Consider the following 23,574-nt stretch of genomic DNA (forward strand, 5'->3'; position numbering starts at 1 on the left):
GGACCGGCGTCGGCGGCCCTGGCGGCCACTTGCAGGGTGCCGCTACCAGCTGACCGCCTGGTGGAATCTTTGCTCGAATTCCGTGGCCATGGACGCCGTAAAGCCGGCGGTCAGGTGGTTGTCGTCGAGGTAGACGTAGGTGTTCCCGATCACCGGCGTGCAGAGCCCCCCGGGACAGATCAGATCCGAGAAGTCGATGAATGAAGTGCCTCCGGCGTATTCGGCGGGCGGAAACACCGGGGACAGCTGGAGCGGAACGGCGCAGGCTTCGGGACCATTCACCTCGGCACAGACCTGCATGTCGAAGGCGAAGCGGGGATTGTCGCGGATACCGACGACTTCGATTCCAGCGTCACTGAGCTGTTCGGCCGCATCCGGGAAACCGTCCATCATGGGGTCGGCGCCTTGGTCGGCCCTCGCCGCAGTGGCAACGGTAACCACGGCATCGGGCTTCATCTCCAGGGCGTACTCAGTTGCCGCCTCGTTGAACCGGCTGCAGCCCTGCGGATCATTATCCGAAACGTCACCGTAGGGACAGCCGCCCCGCAGCAAAGCTACGATCCGATAGTTGTGCGTTTCGGCCATCGGTTCGATCGCTTCGATCCACTGCTGCGCATGCGAGCTGCCGATGACAAGGATCGTCCGCTCCGCCGAACCGGTGTTCGAGGTGCTGAAGCAGCCGTCTTCGAGAATCGGGTCCGACGGGCCGTCCGGGATCTGCGAGCATTTCAGCGGGAGGTCTCCCCAGCTCTGCGGATCGGCGGCCGATGCCGGACGGACCGGCACTCCCGTCGGCGCGCCGTCGTATCCCGGAAGGAGGACCCGCGCCCCGGGGTAGTTGATTTCGGCTTCCGCCTGCAGCTTGTCATCCTGCACCTTGAGCGCATATTGCACGCCCGCCAACGGCACCGCCACCACGGCTAAGCATGCCACTATCACGGTGACGGCGCGCTTCCCGGCAGCCGGTCCCTGCACCGCACGGAGGGGATTGTCTACAAAGCGGGTTGTCAGATACGCCAGTGCCAGTGAAAGCGCAATGATGAACGAACCCCCGACAAGCCCCACTTCCTGCCGGTCCCGCCAGGCAAGGTAAATGACCAGCACGGGCCAGTGCCACAGATAAAGCGCATAGGACATATCCCCCATCCGCACCAGGGGGCCCCAGGACAGGAACCGGTCCACACCGAAACGGCTGCCGGTCTGTCCGGCCAGGATTACCAGCGCCGCCGCCACCAGGGGCCAAAGCGCCACAAACCCGGGGAACTGCCCCTGCACGTCGAGGATGAACCCGCCGCTAAGGATCGCGGCCAGGCCGATCCATCCGGCGGCTACCCTCAGGCCCCTGCCCGGATGCAGGTAGGGAAGGGCAAGGGCGAGCAAGGTGCCGAAGGCAAATTCCCACAACCGCGTACGGGTATCGAAGTAGGCGTGGGCCTGGTTTGTGTAGGTCTCAATGACAGAGAAGGCCAGAGACGCTGCAAAGACCACCCCGAAAACCCCTAGGACAACACTGCGGAACCGCTTCCGCCATGCCCTGGCAATCAGGGCACAGAGCGCAAACAGCAACGGCCAGAGGATGAAGACCTGGCCCTGTACCGACAGCGACCAGAAATGCTGGAACGGGCTCGCGACGCTGTGGTCTGCCGCGTAGTAGTCCACGGAGTTCGCGGCCAGGGCCCAGTTCTGTACGTACAGCAGCGACGTCCAGGCCTGGGAGAAGATCTCCGTCCACCGGCTTCGGGGCACGAACAGCACCGTAGCGACGAGCGTACCCAGGATCACGACCGCCGCGGCGGGCAGCAGGCGTTTGAAAACACGCGTCCAGTACTGCCGCAGGTGCAGTCCCTGGCCGGTCTCGCCTTTCCGGATGAAGGAGAGCGAGAGCAGGAAAGCAGAGACCAGGAGGAAGACGTCCACACCCCCGGACACCCGGCCGAACCAGATGTGGTAGCTGGCCACCATGAGGACTGCCAGCGCCCGGAGGCCCTGTACCTCTGGTCGGTATCCGGGTTTGGCTGCCGTCGGCGAAAGCCGGTCCGCTGACTGCGGGAAAAACGAAATCTGGCGGGTCACACTGGCCTTTCTGAAGTGAGAATCCCCCACATGGAGTTTACTGCTGCCACCTCACCTTCCCTGCACAGGCGGTGCCCTCCGAGCCGTTATCCCCAGGTCCGGACCGCGGCGACTGATGCCGTCGGGCGGCCCGTACGCTGAATTTCCTCAACAGCAGGCTCGGCGAAACCGCCGCACGGTTTGGAGGGAATTTGCTGCTTCATGTGACCATTGCCTCGGCGCCGGGCACGGTTCCGCCGGCGGGCATGACCCGGCGTGAGTTGGTGATCAAGATGACTGCAGCACTTTCCGGAAGCGCTGTAGCGGCCCTCCTTGAGCAGCGCTACGGCCAGGGACGGTATACGATCCACGGTTCCGCGCTGGAGGAGCTGACGCCAGGCGAAGCCCCGTTCATCACCGGAGCCGTGATCCTCCATTCCACGGGATCACCCGACGGCGTCCCCGGCGCCGATGCGGCTCACCCAGGCGCCCCTCCCCTGCGCCTGGCTGTCTGCGCCGGACCGGATGCCGGGAGCATCATTGCCCTGCAACGGGGTATCCACACCATCGGCAGGGCGGGACCGGCGGACGGCGGGGCCCCGCCGCAGATCGGCATTGCCGACCCGGCCTTGTCCCGGCAGCACGCGGAGCTGGTTGTGGGAGCCGAAACAGTGCTGCTTAGGGATCTGGGTTCCGCCAACGGCACCTGGGTCGACGGCCGCCGCGTCCGCAGGGCCGCTGTGGATACCGGCTCTACCCTGAGGTTTGGCTACAGCAGTTGCCGGCTGTTCCTTCCCTCCGCGTGGCAGGAGGCGCCGGGTCCTCCGGAAGACCCCTTCCAGCCACTGACCGTCCGGTTTCCGGAGCACGGAGCCAAAACCGGGCTTCTCCTGGTGGGGGCGCTGCTTCCGTTGGTCCTGGGCATCGTGCTCGCATTGGCGACCGGCATGTGGATGTTCCTCGCCTTCAGCGCCGTCTCCGCAGTCACCGCCCTGATCACCGCTGCTGGTGCCCGCCGCCGGCGCCGCGAACAGGCCGCTGAAATTGCCCGGGCTGCGGAAGAGGACGGTACACGGCGGAGACTGGCTGCACCGGATCCCGGAGCGACCGCATTGGCCGTGGAATCAGTGCTGCAGCGGAACGGCCGGGTGCCCAGCACCCCGGTGTGTCCGGTGCGGATCGGAGCGGGCACGCAGCCGGCGAACCTGGAGGCGGTTCCGCCGCAGCCGCATTTCGCACCGCCGCAGCTGACTGAGGTACCGGTGGTCCTGTTCCTGGGGAAGGACCGGGAGATCTGCCTGCAGGGGTCCGCGCGTGATACTGCTGCCCTGGGGAGAACACTGCTCCTGCAGGCGTCCGCCGCGGCCGGCCCGCTCATTGTCTGTGTCGGGACCGCCGCAGAACTGGAAACATCCGCCAGGTTCCTGCCCCGCGTCGCCCTTGCGGCGCTGCCGGCGGCTTCGCCTGCGGCCGTCGGTTCCGCTTCCGCCCGCTTACGCACCCTTATAAGCGATCTCCCCGTTCCCGCCGGAGACGACCCGTTCGTCCTGTTCGTCCACCGTTCCTGGGCGGAGCACGCCGGGCAGCTGCTCCAGGCCCTGCCCGAACCCCACTTTGCACACGCGGGCATCATCAGGATCGGGGGGCCGCCCGCGCCGGTGACCGTGACGCTGCTGGGAGGCCGTGGAACCTTTGCGTCGGGGGGATCCACTTTCGACTTTGTTCCCGACTTGATCCAGCCTGGCACCTTCGAGCGGCTCAGTCGGCGGCTGGCGGCCCGCCGGCTCCCGATCCCGCTGCCCGCCGAGGCACCGGGCAGGCTCCCATCCTCAGCCGCTTTCGACGAATTCCATCCGCTGTCACCGGATCAGCTCCTGGGCGGTTGGCAGGCAAATGCCCGGGTTGACGGCGGCGCGGCCGTCGTCGGTGTCTCACCATCCGGGCCGGTAACCCTGGACCTGGATAAGGACGGCCCGCATTTCCTGGTGGCGGGAACCACCGGGTCCGGAAAATCCGAGTTCCTGCGCACCTTCGTGGGTTCCCTGGCTGCTTCGCATCCCCCAACGCTGTTCACCGTCCTGCTGATCGATTTCAAGGGAGGGTCCGGCCTTGGCCCCCTCGCCCCGTTGCCGCACTCCGTGGGACTCCTGACCGATTTCTCCGCAGAGACCGTAGCGCGGGCGCTTGTCTCGCTGCGTGCCGAGGTCCGCCGCCGGGAAGTTCTTCTCGCCGGCGCGGGGGCGGACAACCTTTCCGCCTACAACGCGGGACGCAGCCCGGCGGAGGGGCTCCCCCGGTTGCTGGTGGTGGTTGACGAATTCCGGATGCTCGCGGACGAGGTGCCTGCTGCCCTTCCCGAACTGCTGCGGATTGCCGCCATCGGACGTTCGCTCGGGCTGCATCTCCTGCTGGCAACGCAGCGCCCCCAGGGAGCCATCACCACCGACATCCGGGCGAACATTGCCACGAGCATCGCACTGCGCGTTCAGTCCGGCGTCGAGTCCCGCGACGTCATCAACACGGACACGGCGGCCGCCATCCCTCCGGACATTCCGGGACGGGCCTACGTCAGCAAAGGAGGCCTGCCCCCGCACCTGTTTCAAAGCCTGTCCACGTCCCTGCGCGGCGGGACGGGCGAGAGCCCCCTCAAGGAACTGGCGGAGCATTACCGTTCCCCGGGTGCCGACGCTGTGGGAGACCCGAAGGCGCTGAACCGGGTGGTTTCCGCAGTTCGGGCGGCAGCTGCCATCGGGGGATTTCCTGTTCCGTTCAGCCCAGTACGGCCGCCCCTCCCCTCTTCCTTGACCGCGGAACAGCTCACCCGCTGCGCCGACGACATCCTGGAGCGGCTGCCGGGTGGCCTAGTGCTCGGCCTGCTGGACGAACCGGGAAAACAACGGCAGCGCACACTGTGCTGGCATCCAGATGCAGACTCGCATCTGGCGCTCCTGGGTGCCCCGAGGTCCGGGGCTCCGGACGCCCTTGAGCTCATCGCCGGGATGCACCTCGCCGAATTGCCCGGCCGGCATCTGTACATTCTGGACTCGGACGGCAGCCTTGCCTGGCTCGCGGCCGCAGAGCAGACCGGCGCCTATGTGGGCGCCGATGACACGGCCCGCGCCGCCCGTGTCCTGGCCTATCTGGGTTCCCTGATCCTCCAGGCTCCGGCGCCTGCGACGTCCCGGGCACCGGGCGGCCGCAGGCAGGCCGGAAGCGTCGACCCGCAGCACTCCGGCATTGGCATGGCCGCCGACGGCAGAGCCGCTGGAGGGACCACGCTAATCATTACCGGCTGGGCCCGCTGGTGTACGGCGTTCCGGGCCGGCCGCGGGCTGTCCGGGGAAGAGGATCTGGCGGACCTTGTCCGAGACGGGGAACGGGCCGGTATCTGCGTCGTGCTGGCCGGGGACCGGGAGGTCCTCAATGCCCGCTTCTTTCCCCACATCCCCAACCGCATGTTCTTCCCCGCGGATGCCAGCGCCGAAACACTGCTGATCTGGCCACGGCTTCCGCCCATGGACCGGGTGAGGGGACGCGCCTTGGTTCAAGGACGATGCGGAACCGCAGAAGGTCTGTCTGCCCAGCTGCTCGCGCACGACCCACGGGAAGATCCGGAGCAGCTGATGCCGCTGCCGCCGGGCCGCCGGCGGCCGCACCGGATTGAAAACCTGCCTGTGTCCGTCCAGCCCTCAGCACTGGGGCCGGCTCCGACGACGGACCATCTGCCCGTTGGTGTGTACGGAGACGAACTCGACACCGCTTCAGTCCGGATGCCGCCCGGATCGGTTTTCCTGGTGGCCGGGCCGCGGGCTTCGGGCCGAACTTCGTTCCTGCGTCAACTGCAGCGCGCCGCCGACTCCTCCCTGGAGTGTTGCCTGGTGTCGACCCAGGAAGAACTGGAACCGGTGTTTTCCGCCATGGAACGGCAGCAGGAGGATCTGCGCCGCTTCCTGATCCTGGTGGACGACTCGGATTCCCTGCCGGCGCCGTCCCATCAGAGACTCGCCGGGGTCCAGGCACGAGGCGCCAGGATTGTCCTCGCGGCAGTGTCCGGGCACCAGTTGACTGCGCGCGTCCCGCTGGCCTTGCACATCCGATCGGCACCGCACGGGGCACTGCTGCGGCCCGTGACGCAGGCGGACGGGGACGTGTTCGGCGTGCGGGTTGATCCGGCCGCCCGCCGTCCGCCGGGCCGGTGCTACCTCGTCGACGGGACCGAGGTCCTCGAAGCGCAGGCAGCCTATGATCCTGCCGACTAACGACGCGTGCTCCGGACGGTTGGTTTTCCGGGGACCGGCGGGACCGGGATGCCGGCTAGAAGGTTTTGCTGCTGTCCGTGAGCCGGCTGGTGTGAGCCAGGACAGGCTTTGTGAACAGGAGCAGCAGGACCGCCGCAGCGGGCAGCAGCAACCCGAGGCCGGCCAGGACCAGGCCTGCCTGCAGGGTCGGAACCGCCAGGATCACCACGAAGAGCTGCCAGACCAGGGCTGCGGAGCGGGTCCAGCGGTAACCGCGGAAAAAGAAGTGCCCCACTGCCAGCAGCCACACTGCGAGGGCCACGGCGAAGACCAGCGTGAAGACGGCGCCGCCCATGGACAGCGGCGTGGAGGTCGCCAGTTGGTAGCCGTACCACGCCGCGAAACCAAGCAGGCAAAGGGCTTCGAGTACGAGCACGGCGGCGATGGCAAGCACAGCGGGGGCACGCTGCACCGAGGGAGGTTTCTGGGGTGTTGACACACTGGCAGAATACCGGACATAGTTCCCCTTGGAGCCCCGAAGGAGCTCGGCGGCCCAGCAGACAACTCTTCACGGCCCCCGGCAAAGGGACCGGTTCGGCCCTGTCCTTACGTCACGTTGACCACCCGACCGACACCCGAGGTAAGCCGCAACAATGGCTGGTTGTGTGACTTCCGGAACTGGAACTAATAGCAATTCCCGGTTCGCTGCACACAGGTAATGTGATGCATCCCTCAGCCCTGCGGCCATATTTTCCGCTTGTTACCCCTTGTTTGCTTTGGCCGGACGTGCCACGCTAGAAGAAGGGAAAACAGGGGCCGAAACCGGCCCCTTTAGTTTGTAGTTGCTCGTGAATGTTTTCACAAACACGTAGGAGTCAACTTTTCAGAGGAGATAGTGATCAACATGGATTGGCGGAGCCGCGCAGCTTGCCTGGATAAAGATCCGGAGCTTTTCTTTCCCGTGGGCAATACCGGCCCGGCTCTTCTTCAGATCGAAGAAGCCAAGAGCGTCTGTCGCCGCTGCCCGGTGATCGACACCTGCCTCCAGTGGGCAATCGAAACCGGCCAGGACGCCGGCGTATGGGGCGGCATGAGCGAAGACGAACGCCGCGCGTTGAAGCGCCGCGCAGCGCGCGCCCGCCGCGCCTCGTAAGCAGGACTTCCCCGGCGGAAATGATGCCGGTACAACAAAGGGCCGCTGCCATTGGCAGCGGCCCTTTGTTGTACCGGGTGCATCCCTGCTTAGATCAGGTACGCCGGTATTCGGTATCCAGGCCCATGTCGATCCGGACTTCCGTACCGCCGCTTTCGCCTGCGGACCACTCGATGGTGCCGTCCAGTTCGCTCTGGACCAGGGTCCGGACAATCTGCAGGCCCAGGCCCTCCCGCCGCGGTCCGGGCGGCAGGCCCACGCCGTCGTCGCTCACCGTCACGGTGAGCCGTTCCTCACGGCCGGCTTCGCCGTGCCGCTGCGCAGCCAGTCCGACTGTGCCGCGACGGCCCGCCAGCCCGTGTTCAACCGCGTTGGTCACCAGTTCGTTGATGACCAGGGCCAGTGGAGTGGCAAGGTCGCTCGGAAGTTCGCCGAAGGATCCTTCGCGGCGGGTCCGGACTTCCTGCGTCGGCGAGGCAACTTCGGCGGACAGCCGGAACTGGCGGTCGATCAGCTCGTCGAAGTCCACGTTCTGCGTCAGGCCCTGGGACAGGGTCTCGTGCACCAGCGCGATGGTGGACACGCGGCGCATGGCCTGGGCAAGGCCCAGCTTGCCTTCATCGCTCTCCATCCGCCGTGACTGCATCCGCAGCAACGCCGCAACGGTCTGGAGGTTGTTCTTCACCCGGTGGTGGATTTCGCGGATGGTGGCGTCTTTTGACACCAGTTCCATCTCGCGGCGGCGCAGTTCGGAGACATCGCGGCACAGAACCAGGGCACCGAAACGTTCCTTTTCGTCCCGCAGCGGGATGGCACGCAGGGAGAGGCTTACGCCGCGGGACTCGATCTCCGTCCGCCACGGCATCCGCCCGGTGACCACCAGCGGCAGTGTTTCATCAACCATGCGGCGGTCCTTGAGCAGCGCCGTGGTGATCTCCGCAAGGGAACGCCCCTCGAGGGTCTCCATGTCGCCCAGTCGGCGGAAAGCAGAGACGCCGTTAGGACTGGCGTACTGCACTATCCCTTCGGCATCAAGCCGGATCAGCCCGTCTCCCACGCGGGGAGCACCCCGGCGCGACCCGGTAGGCGTGGCGAAGTCGGGCCAGAGGCCCAGCGTTCCCATCCGCAGCAGGTCGTAGGCACATTGCCGGTACGTCAGTTCCAGGCGCGAGGGCATCCGGGAGCTGGACAGGTCCATGTGTGAGGTCACCACAGCCAGGGTCCGGCCGTTGCGGACGAACGGAATCGCTTCCACCCGCATGGCTGTTTCCGCGGTCCAGCTGGTTTCGCTGGACCGCTCTATGTGCTGGCTTCGCCAGGCAGCGTCGACCAGCGGGTGCAGGTCCGCGCGGATGCGTTCGCCGACAAAGTCGCTGTGGAACACCGTGTGCGACGTCGACGGGCGGGCATGCGCCAGCGCCACGTAGCCGCCGTCGGGCACGGGGAACCACAACGCCAGGTCGGCGAACGCGAGATCGGCAACAAGCTGCCAGTCCCCCACCAGCAGGTGCAGCCATTCGGCGTCGCCGGGGCCGAAATCCGCATGGTCCTTGATCGGATCGGTAAAGATTGCCACTGGTACCCCGGACTAGCGGCGGACGATGGAACGAAGCAGGCGAAGCGCGACTGAAAGCGAGGCCATGTCGTCCTCTTCCAGGCGGTTTACTTCGCTGAACATCTTGGAGGCGCGCTGCAGGTGGTCGGCATTCTCCTGCTCCCATGCCTGCAGGCGCTCCGACGGATCCGCGCCGGACCGGTCAGGGGTAGCCTCCAGCACAGCCACCGTCATATCGGCCACCGTCGAGTACAGGTCATCACGCAGGGCTGCGCGGGCCAGCGACTGCCACCTGTCTTCCCGGGGCAGCTTCGTGATCCGGTTCAGCAGGTCGTCAATCCCGTACTGGTCGTAGACGGCGTAGTACACGCCGGCGACTTCGTCAGCCGGAACTCCGGTTGCCTTGCTGGACAGGGCAACATCGAGCAGGCCGAACGACTCGAACTGCTCAGCCCAGTACGTCCCCAGGTCCTTCGGGATGTCCAGCTCGCGGGCCTTCTGCAGCATGCCTTCCACCCGCTCGGCATCGGAGCCGCGCAGGAAACGCGTCAGGTCCGAGATCAACGGCTGGACGACGGGCCGGAACGCCTCGATGTCCTCGGCGATGGTTGTTCCCCGGCCAACGTGGTTGACGAACCAGCGCACCGCGCGGTCCAGCAGGCGCCGCAGGTCCAAATGCACCATGGACCAGGTTTCCGTCGGGAAGCCGGCGGGAAGGCCGCCTAGTTCCGCCAGGACCTTGTCAATGCCGTAGATCTCCCGCAGCGCGGTGAAGGCGCGGGCCGTCTCCGCTTCGGTCGCTGAGGTTTCCTCGATCACCCGGAAGGCGAAAGTGATGCCGCCGATGTTGATCATGTCGTTGGCCACCACAGTGGAGATGATTTCGCGGCGCAGCGGATGGGTGTCCAGCTGGTCCCCGAAACGCTCGACAATCTGCTTCGGGAAATACCGGCGCAGGGTGCCGGCAAAGTAGGGGTCGTCGGCCAGGTTCGAGCGTGTCAGCGCCTTCGTGAGCTCGATCTTTGCGTACGCCGCAAGCACGGCCAGTTCCGGCGACGTCAGGCCGCCCTCGCCCGCCGCAATGCGTGCGTGCAGTTCCTGGTTGCCGGGCAGCGCCTCCAGCTCGCGGTCAAGGTCCGCATGTTCCTCGAGCCAGTCCATCAGGCGCTCGAAACTCGGGCTGGATTCCACGACCCGCTGCCGGTCGTTGAGCAGCAGCATGTTCTGGTCGATGTTGTCCTGCAGGACGAGCTGCCCGACTTCGTCCGTCATCGAGTGAAGGAACTCCGCACGCTCCTGCGGATCCAACCGGCCGGCCGCGACCATCCGGTCCACGAAGATCTTGATGTTCACTTCGTGGTCCGAGCAGTCCACGCCTGCGGAGTTGTCGATCGCGTCGGTATTGAGGATGACCCCGGCGCGGGCTGCCTCGATGCGTCCGCGCTGCGTCATTCCCAGGTTTCCGCCTTCGCCGACAACCTTGACCCGGAGGGCCCGGCCGTCCACGCGGATGGCGTCATTTGCCTTGTCTCCGACATCGGCGGAGGTCTCGGCCGAGGACTTCACGTAGGTGCCGATACCGCCGTTGTAGAGCAGGTCCACCGGTGCCGTAAGGATGGCTTTCAACAACTCGGGCGGGTTCATCTTGGTTGCCGTGTCGGGCAGGCCCAGAACCTTGCGAACCTCCGACGACAGCGGAATGCTCTTGGACTGGCGCGGGAAAATGCCGCCGCCGGCGCTGATCAAGGACTCGTCATAGTCCGCCCACGACGAGCGGGGAAGCTCGAAGAGGCGCTGCCGTTCGGCATGGGACCGGGCGGCGTCGGGGTTCGGATCCAGGAAGATGTGCCGGTGGTCGAAGGCGGCCACCAGCTTGATGTGTTCGGACAAAAGCATGCCGTTGCCGAACACGTCGCCGCTCATGTCGCCGACACCCACCACGGTGAAGTCCTGGCTCTGGGTGTCGATACCGAGTTCGCTGAAGTGCCGCTTGACCGACTCCCACGCGCCGCGGGCGGTGATGCCCATGGCCTTGTGGTCGTAACCCACGGATCCGCCCGAGGCGAAGGCGTCACCAAGCCAGAAGCCGTAGTCGGCGGAGATGGAGTTGGCAATGTCGGAGAACGACGCCGTGCCCTTGTCCGCAGCCACCACCAGGTAGCTGTCGTCACCGTCGTGGCGGACCACGCGCTCCGGCGGCACTACTTCCTCGCCGGACTCCTTGACCACGAGGTTGTCAGTCAGGTCCAGCATGCCCCGGATGAAGGTGCGGTAGCTGTTCTTCCCCTCTTCCATCCAGGCACCGCGGTCCACTGCGGGATCGGGAAGCTTCTTGGCGTAAAAACCGCCCTTGGCGCCGGTCGGAACGATCACTGCGTTCTTTACCGTCTGGGCCTTGACCAGCCCCAGGACTTCGGTGCGGAAGTCTTCGCGCCGGTCGGACCAGCGCAGCCCGCCGCGGGCTACCTCGCCGAAGCGCAGGTGCACGCCTTCCACCCGTGGCGAGTAGACCCAGATTTCGTACTTCGGGCGGGGGAACGGAGCGCCGTCGATGGCTCCGGTGTTCAGCTTGAAACTGACGTACGCCTTGTCCTGGTAGAAATTGGTGCGCAGCGTGGCGTTGATCAGGGTGGCAAAGGTACGCAGCACGCGGTCGGCGTCGAGCGTCGGCACCTGCTCGAGGCCAGCCTCCAGGGCGGCGCCGGCCTGCTCGACGGCGGCCCGCCGCTCGTCCTCCGTCAGGTCCGGATCAAAGCGTCCTTCGAAGAGCGCGATCAGCGCACGGGCGACGTCGGGGTTCGCCAGCAGTGTGCCTGCCACGAAACCGTAGGAGTTCGCCGTGCCGACCTGGCGCATGTACTTTGCGTACGCCCGAAGGATGACCACCTGGCGCCAGCGCAGTCCCTGCCGCAGGATCAACCGGTCAAAAGCGTCGGACTCGGCAGTCCCGGACAAACCGGCACGGAAGGCTTCGGCCAGCAGGGAACCGGTCTCCATCGGATCGATGCCGGCCGGGTATACGAGGCCCAGGTCGTAAAGGTAGAAGGTCGTACCGTCGCCCCGCCGGATCTCGAAGGGCCGTTCGTCGAGCACTTCCAACCCGAGGTTGTGCAGGAACGGCAGGATCTGGGTCAGCGATTTCGGCTCGGTCAGGTAAAGCTTCAGCCGGGCGTCCTCGGGGCCTTCACCTTCGGTGCCGGCGTCGTCGGTGCCGGACGGAATGTAGACGAACAGTTCCGGCGCGGTTTCGGGGCGGGCGAGCCGTGCTTCGAAGCGGGCAATGTCCTCCAGTGCGTCTTCGACTTCGTAGGCCACGCGGTAGGCGGCCGGGAAGGCGTCAGCCCAGAGAGCGGAGAGCTTTTCTGCCTCCTGGCGGGAGAACTGGGTGCGGACTACCTCTTCGATGCCCTCGCTCCACGACCGTGTCGCCTGCACGAGCCGTGCCTGAAGTTCAGCGGCGTCAACGTCGGTGATTTCCTGGCCGCGGGGAAGCCGGATCCGGAAGAAGAGGCGGGCGAGGGCGGATTCCGTCATCCGTGCTTCGAAATCGATGGACTCTGCGTTGAAGGTGGAGCGCAGTTCATCCTGGATACGCAGCCGGACCGGCGTGGTGTAGCGGTCGCGGGGCAGGAAGACGATGGCGGACATGAACCGGCCGTAGATGTCCGGCCGGAGGAACAACCGCGTGCGCCGCCGCTCCTGAAGGCGAAGGATGGCCAGGGACGTATCCAGCAGCGTCGAGGGGTCGATCTGGAAGAGTTCGTCGCGCGGGTAGGTTTCCAGGATGGAGAGCAGGTCCTTGCCCGAATGCGAATCGGCCGGGAAACCGCAGGTACGCATCACATCGCGGACCTTGTCCCGGACGATCGGGATGCTGCGCACGGAGCCGGTATAGGCACCGGTGGCGAAGAGCCCGATAAAACGGCGTTCACCGTTGACGTTGCCCTGCTCGTCGAATCGCTTGACCCCGAGGTAATCGAGGTAGGCGGGCCGGTGCACGGTGGAACGTGAGTTGGCTTTCGTAATCACCAGGGCGCGCTTTTCACGTGCCTTTGCGCGGCCTGCACCGGTCAGTCGCTGGACCCGCCGGGTGGAGTGCAGGCGCAGCAGCCCCAGACCGCTGCCTTCAGTGGGACGGAGGGCATCTTCGCCGTCTTCGGTGATGAGGTCGTATTCCCGGTAGCCCAGGAAGGTGAAGTTACCGTTGTCCAGCCACGTCAGCAGTTCGCGTGCCTGCTGCAGGTCGGGGATGTCCCGGGCCCCGGGCACCGCTTCGAGGGAACGTGCAATCTCGTGCACCTTCGAGCGCATGGCCGGCCAGTCCGAGACCGCGATCCGCACGTCGCCCAGCACCTTCTGCAGGCCTTCGACGAGTTCGGAGCGCTTCTCCTCGTCGGTAATGCGGGCAACATCGATGGCTATCCAGGATTCCACCTTGGTGGTGCCGCCGTCGCCGCCCAAGAGGTCGGCCAGGTTCGGCAGGGCGGCGGTGTCGCCGCTGGAGACGCCGGCTGCAGCGGGAACCCGCTGCACCTGCTGCAGCTCCCCGGTCCGGGGATCCCGGGTGGCCAGGAAAATGGGGTGCACTACCAGCCGGATAGCGGCGTTGCGGCGCACCACCTCTGCCGTAACGGAGTCGACAAGGAAGGGCATGTCATCCGTGACAATAAGGATGACGCTGGTGTCGCCTTGATCCACCATGTCGACGGCGGCGGTGCCTTCGGCGCGGGTCAGCGCCAGTTCCATGTGCTTCTGCGCCCGCTCCCTTAGGACCGACGGCGCGTAGGCCTGCGCATCTTCACGCGCCAGATGCTCGTAGTAGTTCCCGATGAATTCATCCAGGGAAGTGTCCGAACTGAAAAGATCCGCGATGCGGGATCCTGACGACATGTAATACGCCTCCGATAGTACTTACATCCGGCTGCCCCGTTGCAGCCTCTTCTTATCGAGCCTAGCCTCGAATGCGCCAAAGGTCACTTTGCCCCGTCCGGCGTGCGCCGCGGCGGCGTCGGGGAACCTGCACGCCTGCCAGCTCCGCTATGGCCAACCGGAGGACCGACGCCGGCGCGGTTTCCAGCAGCGCGGTCCCGGAGAGCAGGGAAGCATCGGCGGCGTCGTAGTCGGCCGGAAGGAAAGCGGCGATTTCCCCTCCCGGCCCAAACCTTTCCCACGCTCCGCGCAGCTGGCTTTCGGGCTGCCGTCCAACGGATGAGGCCCGGACCTTGTTCAACACGACCCGCGGCTCCACGGTCGGAACCGCCGCGGTGAGATCCGACAGGGCCCGGACCAGGCGGGGAACTCCCACGGAGTCGGCGGCACCCACCGCGTAAACGGTGTCCGCGGCGTCGAGTAGCAGCAGGGTGGAGGCGTTGCGGCGCGGGGCCATGGTGTCGAAGCTCAGTTCCTCGTCTGTCTCCAGGGAGAATCCGCAGTCCACGATGGTCAGGTCGGCAACCCGGCGTGCCGCATCGAGGACGCCCGCGAGCGCCGCGGGGCGCAGTTCCACCCAACGGTCAGAGCGGGTGATACCGGTAAGCACTGCCAGCCGCTGCCCCCGCAGGGAAACACTGGCCGAAATCCTGCGCAGCGCGGCGTCGTCGAGCAGCCCCTGGTCGGCAAGGCGGCAGGCCTGTGCCACCCCGGCGGATTCGTCTAGGAGGCCGAGGCTCACCGCCACGCTGGAGCCGTAGGTGTCTGCGTCAATAAGGAGCACCTCCGCGCCGGCAGCAGCCGCTTCGGCCGCCAGATTGACGGCCAGCGTGGTCCTGCCCGGTGCCCCTGCCGGACCCCAGACAGCGGTGACGGTGCCCCTGCCACCGTCCGGTTCCGCGGCGTCTGCCGGTCCCGGTCCCGTGCTGCCGGCACCAAATGCCGAGGCAGGGTCGGCGAGCGCGTTGCTGCCTGCCGCAGCCCTGCCTTCCACATCCTGGTCCAACGCCCGTACGGCAGCGGCAATCAATTCGGCGAGCGCGCCCGGGTCAACTCCGCCGGGGGCATTGACTATCCGCAGGGCGTCCAGCCGGGGCCGAAGCACCGGATCGTCGGTGAGCGCCACGAGGGCCACCCCGGCCGCGGCCAGCCGTTCCGCCAGTGCCGCGGTAAGGTCCCCGGCCTCGTCGACGACGACGGCGGCACGCACGATCCCGCTTTGCGACACAGCCACGAGCTCCGTCAGTTCCGTGCACCGCCGGACCACCGTGACAGGTCCCTGCAGGCGTTCCAACCCGTCAAGGACACCGGCGGTGGCGGCCCCCACCGTAGCGACAGGGATATTCACGAGCCTGAGGAGGGGTTGTGGACCACGGTGATCTTGGCCTGGTTGGACAACGCGCTCAGGAGCAGCGGGAGGTCCGAATCGTCAACGAGGACCAGGAGCTCCGTACTGCGATTGGCGCCCAGGGCGGACTCCGTGACGGTTAGCTCCGATATTTCGGCCGCTTCGATCAGCTGCTTCGGCTCGTCGAACCCGTTGCGGGCATTGGGCATGGCCGCCCAGATGTCCACGCGTGATCCTGCCTCGGTGCTGGCAGGCAGCGGGTCCTCGACCCGCAGGCCGACGGGCTTGCGGTCCAGCGAGTCCCGTTCCACCAGTGCGGACCGGGCCACCAGTTCCCCCTGCCGAAGCGCTGCACCCGCTACGGCGTCCTCCGGCAGGCCCGCGGCAATGGGGAGGTAAAGCTCTTCGGCGTTACCCAGCCGGACCGGCACCGCAACCAGGTCTTCGGCACCGATAGGCGCCCCCGGAGGAATATCGTGCTTCACGGCATAGACGTCCGTGGTCCGGTCGGCGCTGTCCACCAGCGTCACGACGCCGGCGATGGACCCGAGCACCAACAGGATCCCGAGCAGGAGCCGCGGGTCCCGCCATGACGGCTTGCGCAGCCGTGCCGCCGCCGGCTCCGCCCCCGGTGTGCGGTGGTCAGTCAGACTCATGCTCCCCCGTTTCCACTGCAATCCCCCTTGCCCCGCGCCGGGGGCCTCATTCGGGTCATTGTGGAGGAAGCGCAGCGGGAAGGAAACGGTGGTTTTCAGGAAAGTCGAATCTGTGGATAACCCATCAGCAGCATCCTGCTGGTGCCACACTGGTGCTGCTGGTATACAACGGGTGCAAGCCGCAGTGGTGCGGTGCGAAAGGTGAGTGCCGTGGGCGATAAGAGATTCCTGACGCTGGCAGATGTCGCCGAGGTGCTGAACATATCCTCCTCGCAGACGTATGCCCTGGTCCGCAGCGGAGAACTTCCCGCCATTCAGATCGGCGGCAGGGGCCAGTGGCGGGTCGAGTCGCAGCAGCTCGAAGACTATATTTCCCGGGCCTACCGGAAGTCCGCTGCGGCAGTCCGGCAGGGTATCCAGGTGGAGGAGAACGCGGGGAGCTGAACAGGAGCAGGCTGCGTCGCCGTCTCCGGGACCCGGTCACTCCCATCCGTTGTGCTGTTGTGACAGCACCGCTGCCACCGTGGCAGTCGGCAGGACATAGACACCCGTGACGTTTGCGCTGCGCCGAGGCTGGTCAGACGGCATAACCGCCAGTTCCAGGAAGTCGCTGCCCACCCTGTCGATCGTCCCGTACAGGGCACGGTCAGCCGGCGCCCCGGCGGAACGGACGACGACGGCGCTGCGGTCCCGGGCGATGCTGCGCAGTGCGGAGGTCACCCCTAGCCGCACGTTCCCCGCCGTGGGACTCGCGAACCGGTCCATGCCCCTGACGGCAACCACCTGGGACAACACCGCCAACGCTGCACCGCGTTCCTGCTCAAGCGACACCCATCCTTCCCCAACATGCCTCAGGATCCCGCGCAGCATCCCTGCTGTTCCGAGATCGAAGACCAGTTGCTTCCCGCTTTGGCTGCGCAGCCTGTCCTGCAAACTGATTCCGCGCAGTTCCATCCGCACACGGTCTGAAATCTCGCTCTCGGCTGCCAGCCCGGCAGCTGCGGCAAGCTGTGCCTCCATGTCCCTGAACAGGGCGTCCCATCGCATCGCCCAAGGCTAGCGTCCACGAAGCCTGTTCAACCACTCTGGACACCGGTCGAACCGAAGTGTAGACACGGGCATCACACAGGCCAGACGGCACCAAAAAACCTCTAGAGCTATCAAACGTCAGCTAATCGAATCGAAACGAACCAAATAAGCCTAAACGGCTAGAACGATCCCCCGAGTACCTCGGCTCTCCTCTCCAGATCGGAGAATGCAATGACCGGATCCACCTCCCGCCCCGGGCTGGCTGCGGACGCACTTGCAACCGCAGCCGCAGCAGCGCTTGGCCTGCTGCTCTTGTGGTGCGGAACCCGAATGCTGCCGGACGCTGCCGTAGCAGGTTCGGTCTTGTTCTCCCCCGGTCCGCTCTCCGAAGCTCCGCTTTCCCGGGCCTCGCTGACCCAGCTTGCCGGGTTCTGCGCCGCCGCGGCAGGCCTGCTGCTCACGTTCTGGTGGGTGCTGGGATTTACCTGCGCCCTGGCCGGGTGCCTCCTGCACCGCTTCGGGTTCCGGACAGCCGGCACGTGGACCCTCTCCCTGGCCCCAGGGCCGCTGCGCCGGCTGGCAACAGCTGCGCTGGGAATCTCGTTGGCGGCCGGCGGCACGTTGGGCGCGGTGCCGGGGGCAGGCGCAACCGCGGCAGCGGTGCCCGGGGCACCGGCGTTCGCCCGCACGGGCATCCCGGTTGGACAGAATGCCGCGCAAGCCACTCCTCCGGAGCCGGGATCCGCTGATCCTGCCGAAGCCATTTCTCCGCTTTGGCGTCCTTCGCCCCCGCAGCCTGCGGCCGGCGGCCTGCTCACGGGTGTTCCTCGGCCGGACGAGCGCGAAGTCGTGGTTGCGGCGGGAGACACCCTATGGTCACTGGCCGCTTCGCAACTGGGGCCCCAGGCCACGGACGCGGAGACAGCCGCCCTCTGGCCCCGCTGGTACGAACTGAACCGCGAGGTCATTGGTCCGGATCCCGGCCTGATCCGTCCCGGCCAGGTTCTGGCCGTCCCGCCTCCTTGAACCTCTCCCCCGCTGTCCACCGGCCGGCGGTGCTCCAGCGCACCGGCCCGCCACCGGAATCCACCAACCGGAATCCACCAACCGCACCGCTCCCGCGCAAGGAAAGGACGCACCATGACCAGCGTGATATTCCTTCCCGCTCCCGATGCCCCGGCCGGACCGGCGCAACCGGGCCAGCCGGGTGCTGAAGGCGATGCGGGGCCCATCGCTGTCTATCTGGCCCCTTCACAGGAGCTGCTTCCAGCTCCCGTCCCCGCAAGACCGCGCGAACGTTACGCTGTCCCCGGCGAAGCGGATCCGCTGCACCGTCCTGCCGCCGGAGCCGCCAACTGGGCATCGAACCCCGCAGACGATGCCCGGGTGAAAGCCATCAGCCAATCCGTGGCACTCGCCGCGCTGGAGGTCCTGGGCGGTGCCCGCCCGCTGCAGCAGATGGCCCGTTGGCTCGATCCCGAAAACTACGAACGGCTGCAGCTGCGCGCCAACCTCGTCCGCGGGCTGCAGCACAATCCCCAGGGACGGTCCAGGACAGCGCCCGATCCGCAGCTGCTGCACCGCAGCGTACGCATCCGATCCTGCCGCCTCTGCCCGGTGTCGGAAGGAATCTACGAGGCCACGGTAGTGGCACTGGAACACGAAAGAGCCCGCGCCGTCGCGCTGAGGGTTCAGCTGCGGCGCGGGCTCTGGAAGGTTACTGCCTTGGAGATCGGCTAACCGGCCCGGTAAAGCGGGTTTACTTGCGGCGTTTGGCCTTCTTCGCGGCGGACTTGCTGCCGGCCGCCGGAGCGGTCTTGGTGTCCTGCTTGTCGCGGGACGTCCGTTCCACCCTGGTCTCCACCCCGCCCTGGCTGTTCGGAGCGGTGAACTGCAGGCTGGCAGGCTGCTGCGGAGCTTCGAGTCCCGCCGCCTTGATGACCGGGGTGCCGACGACGCCGCGGGCGTCCTTGACTCCCGGCAACCCGTTCGCTGCCGGGGCGGCAGGTTCGCTGACCTGCACATCGGCGTTGAAGAGGTAGCCCACGCTTTCCTCGCGGATGGCCTCCATCATGGTCTGGAACATAACGAACCCTTCACGCTGGTATTCCACCAGCGGATCGCGCTGCGCCATGGCCCGCAGCCCGATGCCCTCCTTGAGGTAGTCCATCTCGTAGAGGTGCTCCTGCCACTTACGGCCGATGACGGAGAGCACCACGCGGCGCTCCAGCTCGCGCATGGTGGCCGAGCCCAGGGCTTCCTCGCGTGCCTGGTAGGCAAGTTTCGCGTCGGAGAGGATCTCGCTGTGCAGGAAGTCGCGGGACAGCCGGGACCGGCCGCCGGCTTCTTCAACCACTTCGTCGATGGTCAGGCTGATCGGGTAAAGCGTCTTGAGGTTGGTCCACAGCTGCTCGAGGTCCCAGTCATCTCCGTGGCCCTCCGCGGTTGCCTCGTTGACCATCGCCGTGACTACGTCCTCCAGGAAGAAACTGATCTTCTCCTGCAGGTCGTCACCTTCAAGGATCCGACGGCGGTCACCGTAGATCGCCTCGCGCTGGCGGTTCAGGACGTCGTCGTACTTCAGGACGTTCTTGCGCTGTTCGGCGTTGCGGCCCTCAACCTGTCCCTGCGCGTTCTGGATCGCCTTGGAGACCAACTTGGACTCCAGCGCCACATCGTCGGGCATGGACGAGCTGTTCATGATCCGTTCGGCAGCACCGGAGTTGAACAGCCGCATCAAATCGTCGGTGAGCGAGAGGTAGAACCGGGATTCGCCCGGGTCGCCCTGGCGCCCGGACCGTCCACGGAGCTGGTTATCGATACGGCGGGACTCGTGGCGCTCGGTGCCGAGGACGTAAAGCCCGCCGAGTTCGACTACTTCCTGCTGCTCGGCGGCGACGGCGGTCCGTGCCTTCTCCAGCGCATCCGGCCAGGCGGCCTCGTAGTCCTCGGGGCTGTCGTTCGGGTCCAGTCCGCGGCGTTCCAGTTCGGCAATCGCGTTGAACTCGGCGTTGCCGCCCAGCATGATGTCGGTGCCGCGGCCGGCCATGTTCGTGGCTACGGTGACCGCTCCCTTGCGGCCCGCCTGCGCGACGATGGCGGCTTCACGTGCATGGTTCTTAGCGTTCAGCACTTCGTGCCGGATGCCTGCCTTGGCCAGCTGCTTGGAAAGGTACTCGCTCTTCTCCACGCTGGTGGTGCCGACCAGCACGGGCTGGCCTGAGGCGTGGCGCTCGGCAATGTCCTTCACGACGGCGTCGAATTTTGCCACTTCGTTCTTGTAGATCAGGTCCGCCTGGTCAATGCGGGCCATGGGCTTGTTGGTGGGAATGGGCACCACGCCAAGCTTGTACGTGCTCATGAACTCGGCGGCTTCGGTTTCGGCCGTGCCGGTCATGCCGGCGAGCTTTTCGTAGAGGCGGAAGTAGTTCTGCAGGGTGACCGTAGCGAGCGTCTGGTTCTCGGCCTTGATGACCACCCCTTCCTTCGCCTCGATTGCCTGGTGCATGCCCTCGTTGTACCGGCGTCCGGCCAGGATGCGGCCGGTGTGCTCGTCGACGATCATGACCTCACCGTTGAGGACCACGTAGTCCTTATCCCGCTTGAAGAGTTCCTTGGCCTTGATGGCGTTGTTCAGGAAGCCGATCAGGGGCGTGTTGGCCGCTTCATACAGGTTGGAGATACCGAGGTAGTCTTCGACCTTCTCGATGCCCGGCTCGAGGATGCCGACGGTGCGCTTCTTCTCGTCCACTTCATAGTCGGTGTCCTGCTTCAGCCTCTGGACGACCTTGGAGAACTCGGTGTACCACCGGTTCACGTCGCCGCTGGCCGCACCGGAGATGATCAGCGGAGTACGGGCTTCGTCAATCAGGATGGAGTCGACTTCGTCGACGATGGCATAGTGGTGGCCGCGCTGGACCAGCTCGGCAGCGCTCCAGGCCATGTTGTCGCGCAGGTAATCGAACCCGAACTCGTTGTTGGTTCCGTACGTGATGTCGGCGGCGTACTGTTCGCGCCGGGTCGCGGGGTCCTGATTGGAGAGGATGCAGCCGCTGGTCATGCCGAGGAAACGGAAAACGCGCCCCATCAGGTCCGACTGGTACTCCGCCAGGTAGTCATTCACCGTGACGATATGGACGCCGCGTCCGGTCAGCGCATTCAGGTAGGCCGGGGCCGTTGCCACCAGGGTCTTGCCTTCACCGGTTTTCATTTCGGCAATGTTGCCCAGGTGCAGGGCGGCGCCGCCCATCAGCTGGACGTCGAAGTGCCGCATGCCGAGCGTACGCCCGGCAGCCTCACGGACAGCGGCAAACGCTTCGGGAAGGAGGTCGTCGAGGGACTCACCGCCGTTGTAGCGCTCCTTGAGGCGATCCGTTTCACCCCTGAGCTCGGCATCGGTCATGCCCTTGAACTCATCCTCGAGCACGTTGATCGCGTCGGCGTAGTTACGCAGTGTCTTCAGCGTCTTCTTGTCGCCGGTACGAAGAACTCGTTCGAGTAGTGATGCCACTGATTTGCTCCCAATCTAGTTGCCGAAATCTGGCGTCCTCAGTCTACGTGAGAGACGTACCGTGAAGGTCCGTGATTCCCTAAAGACCTTTATTCCCTGCATACTGCCAGCTTCAGGGCGGGAGCCAGGTCTCCCACGGGTTTCACCATTATCTGCCCGAGCCCCAGCCACTGTGCCATGAGCTGCAGCTCTGCAGCGAGTTGACGCGCCGTCTGCGGCGGTGCACCCGGTTCAGAAAAGGCTGCCTGAACAAGCAGCATACCCGCGGCACGGTCCGCTTTGAGGTCCACTCTGGCCACCATCTCCTCTCCCAGCAGGAACGGCAGCACATAGTAGCCGAACCGGCGGGCCTGGGGCGGAGTATAGATCTCGATCCGGTAGTGGAAGCCGAACAGTTCCTCGAGCCGACGACGCTCGAAGATGAGGGAATCGAACGGACTCAGCAGCGCCTGGCCGGATACGGACCTCGGAACCACCGCCTCAGCGTGCAGGTAGGCCGGCTGCTGCCAGCCCGCCACCTCCACCCGCTCGAGGATGCCCTTCCTTGCAAGGACCTCCGCAGCGATGGCCGTCTCACGCTGCTGCAGACGGAAATAATCGGCAAGCCCCCGAACCGTCGCGACGCCGTGTGCCCGGGCTGCAACCTCGGTCAGGCGCAGCACTGCCTGCTCTGGATCGGATTGTTCCAGCGCCGCGGCGCCTGCGGGATGGACCAGCGCAGTCGGGGCATACAACCGTTCGAACTGCGGGGTCCGCCCGGCGGATCCGATCTGTCCGGAAGCGAACAGATCCTCCAGCACGCGCTTGGCGGCATTCCAGTTCCATCCCCAGCCGGAGGTATCCCGCACGGCGCTGTGGCCGAGGAGGTCCATTACCTGGCGGGAGGTCAAAGGCCTGCCCGCGTTCTGCAGAAGCCCGAGGATACGTTGACGAAGATCCTCGGCGACCGCGGAAGGCAGGGAATGGGCGGTCATCCAGGTTCGCCGTTGGACAGCGCGAAGATCAGCAAAAAGCCCGGGCCGGACAAAGCTTGCCTCGTGGGCCCAGTATTCGACCATGCGCCGCGGCCGCCGGGTCCCCAGCCGGTCCAGGATTGCCTGGTCGTAGGGGCCGAGCCTGGAAAACAACGGAAGGTAATGGCTGCGGGCAAGCACATTCACCGAGTCGATCTGCAGCAAGGCGAGCCGCTCAAAGGTACGGCCCACCTGCCTTGCGGTGACAAGGCCGGCGGGCCGTTCCCGAGCCAGTCCCTGCGCCGCCAGCGCCGTACGGCGGGCCTGTCGGAGCGAGAGCTGGGTTTTCATCCCCTCATCCTAGGGGAGCCGTCCGGCTGGACGGTCAGGCGGTGGACGGTCAGGCAGTGGCGCGGTCGTCCACGGGAGTTTCCGCTACACGGTAGCCGCGGGTCTCTTCCCGTGGCTCTTCCGCGCCTTCCGCGCACTTGGAGTCCAGGGTGATGACCCCGTAGGTCCAGCCGCGGCGGCGGTACACCACGGAAGGAGCGCCGGTTGCGGAATCCACAAACAGGTAGAAGTCGTGGCCGACCATCTCCATATTGTCCACGGCGTCATCAAGGCTCATGGGGGCACCCGGGAAAACCTTGCGCCGGATCAATACGGGGCAGTCGCCGGTGGCGTCTTCCTCTGCCGCGTTCTGGGCATTCTCTTCGTTGGCCCGTTCCTCTGCAGCGGCCGCGACCTGCGCGTAGAGCGGCTCCGAGGTGCTCACGGGGCCAAGATCAGCGGTGGCAACCCGGACGGGTACCGGTGCGTGGCGCCCGTGGTGCACCTTGCGCCTGTCGCTTGCCCGACGCAGCCGTTCCAGCAGCTTTCCGTACGCGAGGTCGAACGCCGCGAACTTGTCCCCGGATGTTGCCTCGGCCCGAACAACGGGGCCGCGGCCGGTGACCGTGATTTCCACGGTGAGGGCGCTGTCTGCGTCCCGGACGTTGCCCTGCTTCGTGACCCTGGCCTCCACCCGCTGGACCTTGTCGCCGAGCGCCTCCACTTTGCCGATTTTCTCTTCGGCGTACTCGCGGAACCGGTCTGATACTGCAACGTTACGTCCGCTGATCATGAATTCCATGGTGCCCTCCAATAGATTT

The 23,574-nt window shown here is 66.1% G+C and carries 15 protein-coding genes; 5 read left to right on the forward strand and 10 right to left on the reverse strand.

The genetic code is table 11. The annotated features are described in order from the left end of the window. Nucleotides 1–42 precede the first annotated feature (42 nt). Nucleotides 43–2,073, reverse strand: a complete 2,031-nt coding sequence (locus tag N2K99_RS11755; protein WP_227933135.1) for an acyltransferase family protein — start codon at nucleotides 2,071–2,073, stop codon at nucleotides 43–45. A 191-nt stretch (nucleotides 2,074–2,264) separates the two neighbouring features. On the opposite strand from N2K99_RS11755, the gene N2K99_RS11760 reads away from it, so the two are divergent. Beyond that, on the forward strand, nucleotides 2,265–6,311 hold the full coding sequence (locus N2K99_RS11760) for an FtsK/SpoIIIE domain-containing protein (RefSeq protein WP_227933134.1): 4,047 nt from the start codon (nucleotides 2,265–2,267) through the stop codon (nucleotides 6,309–6,311). A gap of 55 nt (nucleotides 6,312–6,366) precedes the next feature. Here N2K99_RS11760 and N2K99_RS11765 read toward each other — a convergent pair whose 3' ends face one another. Beyond that, entirely contained in the window at nucleotides 6,367–6,789 is a 423-nt protein-coding gene (locus N2K99_RS11765; RefSeq protein ID WP_227918356.1) for a hypothetical protein, read from the reverse strand. 405 nt (nucleotides 6,790–7,194) lie between these two features. Between N2K99_RS11765 and N2K99_RS11770 the strand changes: the two genes are divergently transcribed. After that, entirely contained in the window at nucleotides 7,195–7,443 is a 249-nt protein-coding gene (locus tag N2K99_RS11770) for a WhiB family transcriptional regulator (protein WP_055239553.1), read from the forward strand. 94 nt (nucleotides 7,444–7,537) lie between these two features. Here the strand turns inward: N2K99_RS11770 and N2K99_RS11775 are convergent, their stop codons facing one another. From N2K99_RS11775 to N2K99_RS11790, 4 genes are all read right to left on the reverse strand, one after another. After that, on the reverse strand, nucleotides 7,538–9,019 hold the full coding sequence (locus N2K99_RS11775; RefSeq protein WP_227918357.1) for a sensor histidine kinase: 1,482 nt from the start codon (nucleotides 9,017–9,019) through the stop codon (nucleotides 7,538–7,540). Nucleotides 9,020–9,031: 12 nt separating this feature from the next. Beyond that, nucleotides 9,032–13,888 (reverse strand): NAD-glutamate dehydrogenase, encoded by a 4,857-nt coding sequence (locus N2K99_RS11780; protein ID WP_227933133.1) that lies wholly within the window; start codon nucleotides 13,886–13,888, stop codon nucleotides 9,032–9,034. Nucleotides 13,889–13,949: 61 nt separating this feature from the next. Then, complete coding sequence (locus N2K99_RS11785) at nucleotides 13,950–15,275, reverse strand: chromosome partitioning protein (protein WP_227933132.1); 1,326 nt, start codon at nucleotides 15,273–15,275, stop codon at nucleotides 13,950–13,952. Then, nucleotides 15,272–15,931: an SAF domain-containing protein gene (locus tag N2K99_RS11790; protein ID WP_227933131.1), complete on the reverse strand. Its 660-nt coding sequence runs from the start codon at nucleotides 15,929–15,931 to the stop codon at nucleotides 15,272–15,274. The genes N2K99_RS11785 and N2K99_RS11790 overlap by 4 nt, the downstream gene beginning before the upstream one ends. Before the next feature lie 210 nt (nucleotides 15,932–16,141). Here N2K99_RS11790 and N2K99_RS11795 point away from each other — a divergent pair, with 210 nt between their 5' ends. Further along, nucleotides 16,142–16,375, forward strand: coding sequence for a helix-turn-helix domain-containing protein (locus tag N2K99_RS11795; RefSeq protein ID WP_227933130.1), 234 nt, complete (start codon nucleotides 16,142–16,144; stop codon nucleotides 16,373–16,375). A gap of 36 nt (nucleotides 16,376–16,411) precedes the next feature. On the opposite strand, the gene N2K99_RS11800 is transcribed toward N2K99_RS11795, so the two are convergent. Then, nucleotides 16,412–16,978, reverse strand: coding sequence for a hypothetical protein (locus N2K99_RS11800; RefSeq protein ID WP_227933129.1), 567 nt, complete (start codon nucleotides 16,976–16,978; stop codon nucleotides 16,412–16,414). A 213-nt stretch (nucleotides 16,979–17,191) separates the two neighbouring features. On the opposite strand from N2K99_RS11800, the gene N2K99_RS11805 reads away from it, so the two are divergent. Continuing rightward, nucleotides 17,192–17,986, forward strand: a complete 795-nt coding sequence (locus N2K99_RS11805) for a LysM peptidoglycan-binding domain-containing protein (protein ID WP_227933128.1) — start codon at nucleotides 17,192–17,194, stop codon at nucleotides 17,984–17,986. A gap of 114 nt (nucleotides 17,987–18,100) precedes the next feature. Then, on the forward strand, nucleotides 18,101–18,700 hold the full coding sequence (locus N2K99_RS11810; protein WP_227918364.1) for an Rv3235 family protein: 600 nt from the start codon (nucleotides 18,101–18,103) through the stop codon (nucleotides 18,698–18,700). 19 nt (nucleotides 18,701–18,719) lie between these two features. Here the strand turns inward: N2K99_RS11810 and secA are convergent, their stop codons facing one another. The 3 genes from secA to hpf form a co-directional block, all read right to left on the reverse strand. Beyond that, nucleotides 18,720–21,470 (reverse strand): preprotein translocase subunit SecA, encoded by a 2,751-nt coding sequence (gene secA, locus N2K99_RS11815; protein ID WP_227933127.1) that lies wholly within the window; start codon nucleotides 21,468–21,470, stop codon nucleotides 18,720–18,722. 89 nt (nucleotides 21,471–21,559) lie between these two features. Further along, nucleotides 21,560–22,774, reverse strand: coding sequence for a winged helix-turn-helix domain-containing protein (locus tag N2K99_RS11820; protein WP_227933126.1), 1,215 nt, complete (start codon nucleotides 22,772–22,774; stop codon nucleotides 21,560–21,562). Between the two features lie 49 nt (nucleotides 22,775–22,823). After that, entirely contained in the window at nucleotides 22,824–23,555 is a 732-nt protein-coding gene (gene hpf / locus N2K99_RS11825) for a ribosome hibernation-promoting factor, HPF/YfiA family (RefSeq protein WP_227918367.1), read from the reverse strand. Between the last annotated feature and the right edge of the window lie 19 nt (nucleotides 23,556–23,574).

The sequence above is a fragment of the Arthrobacter sp. zg-Y1110 genome (genome assembly GCF_025244865.1).
Lineage (GTDB): Bacteria > Actinomycetota > Actinomycetes > Actinomycetales > Micrococcaceae > Arthrobacter_B.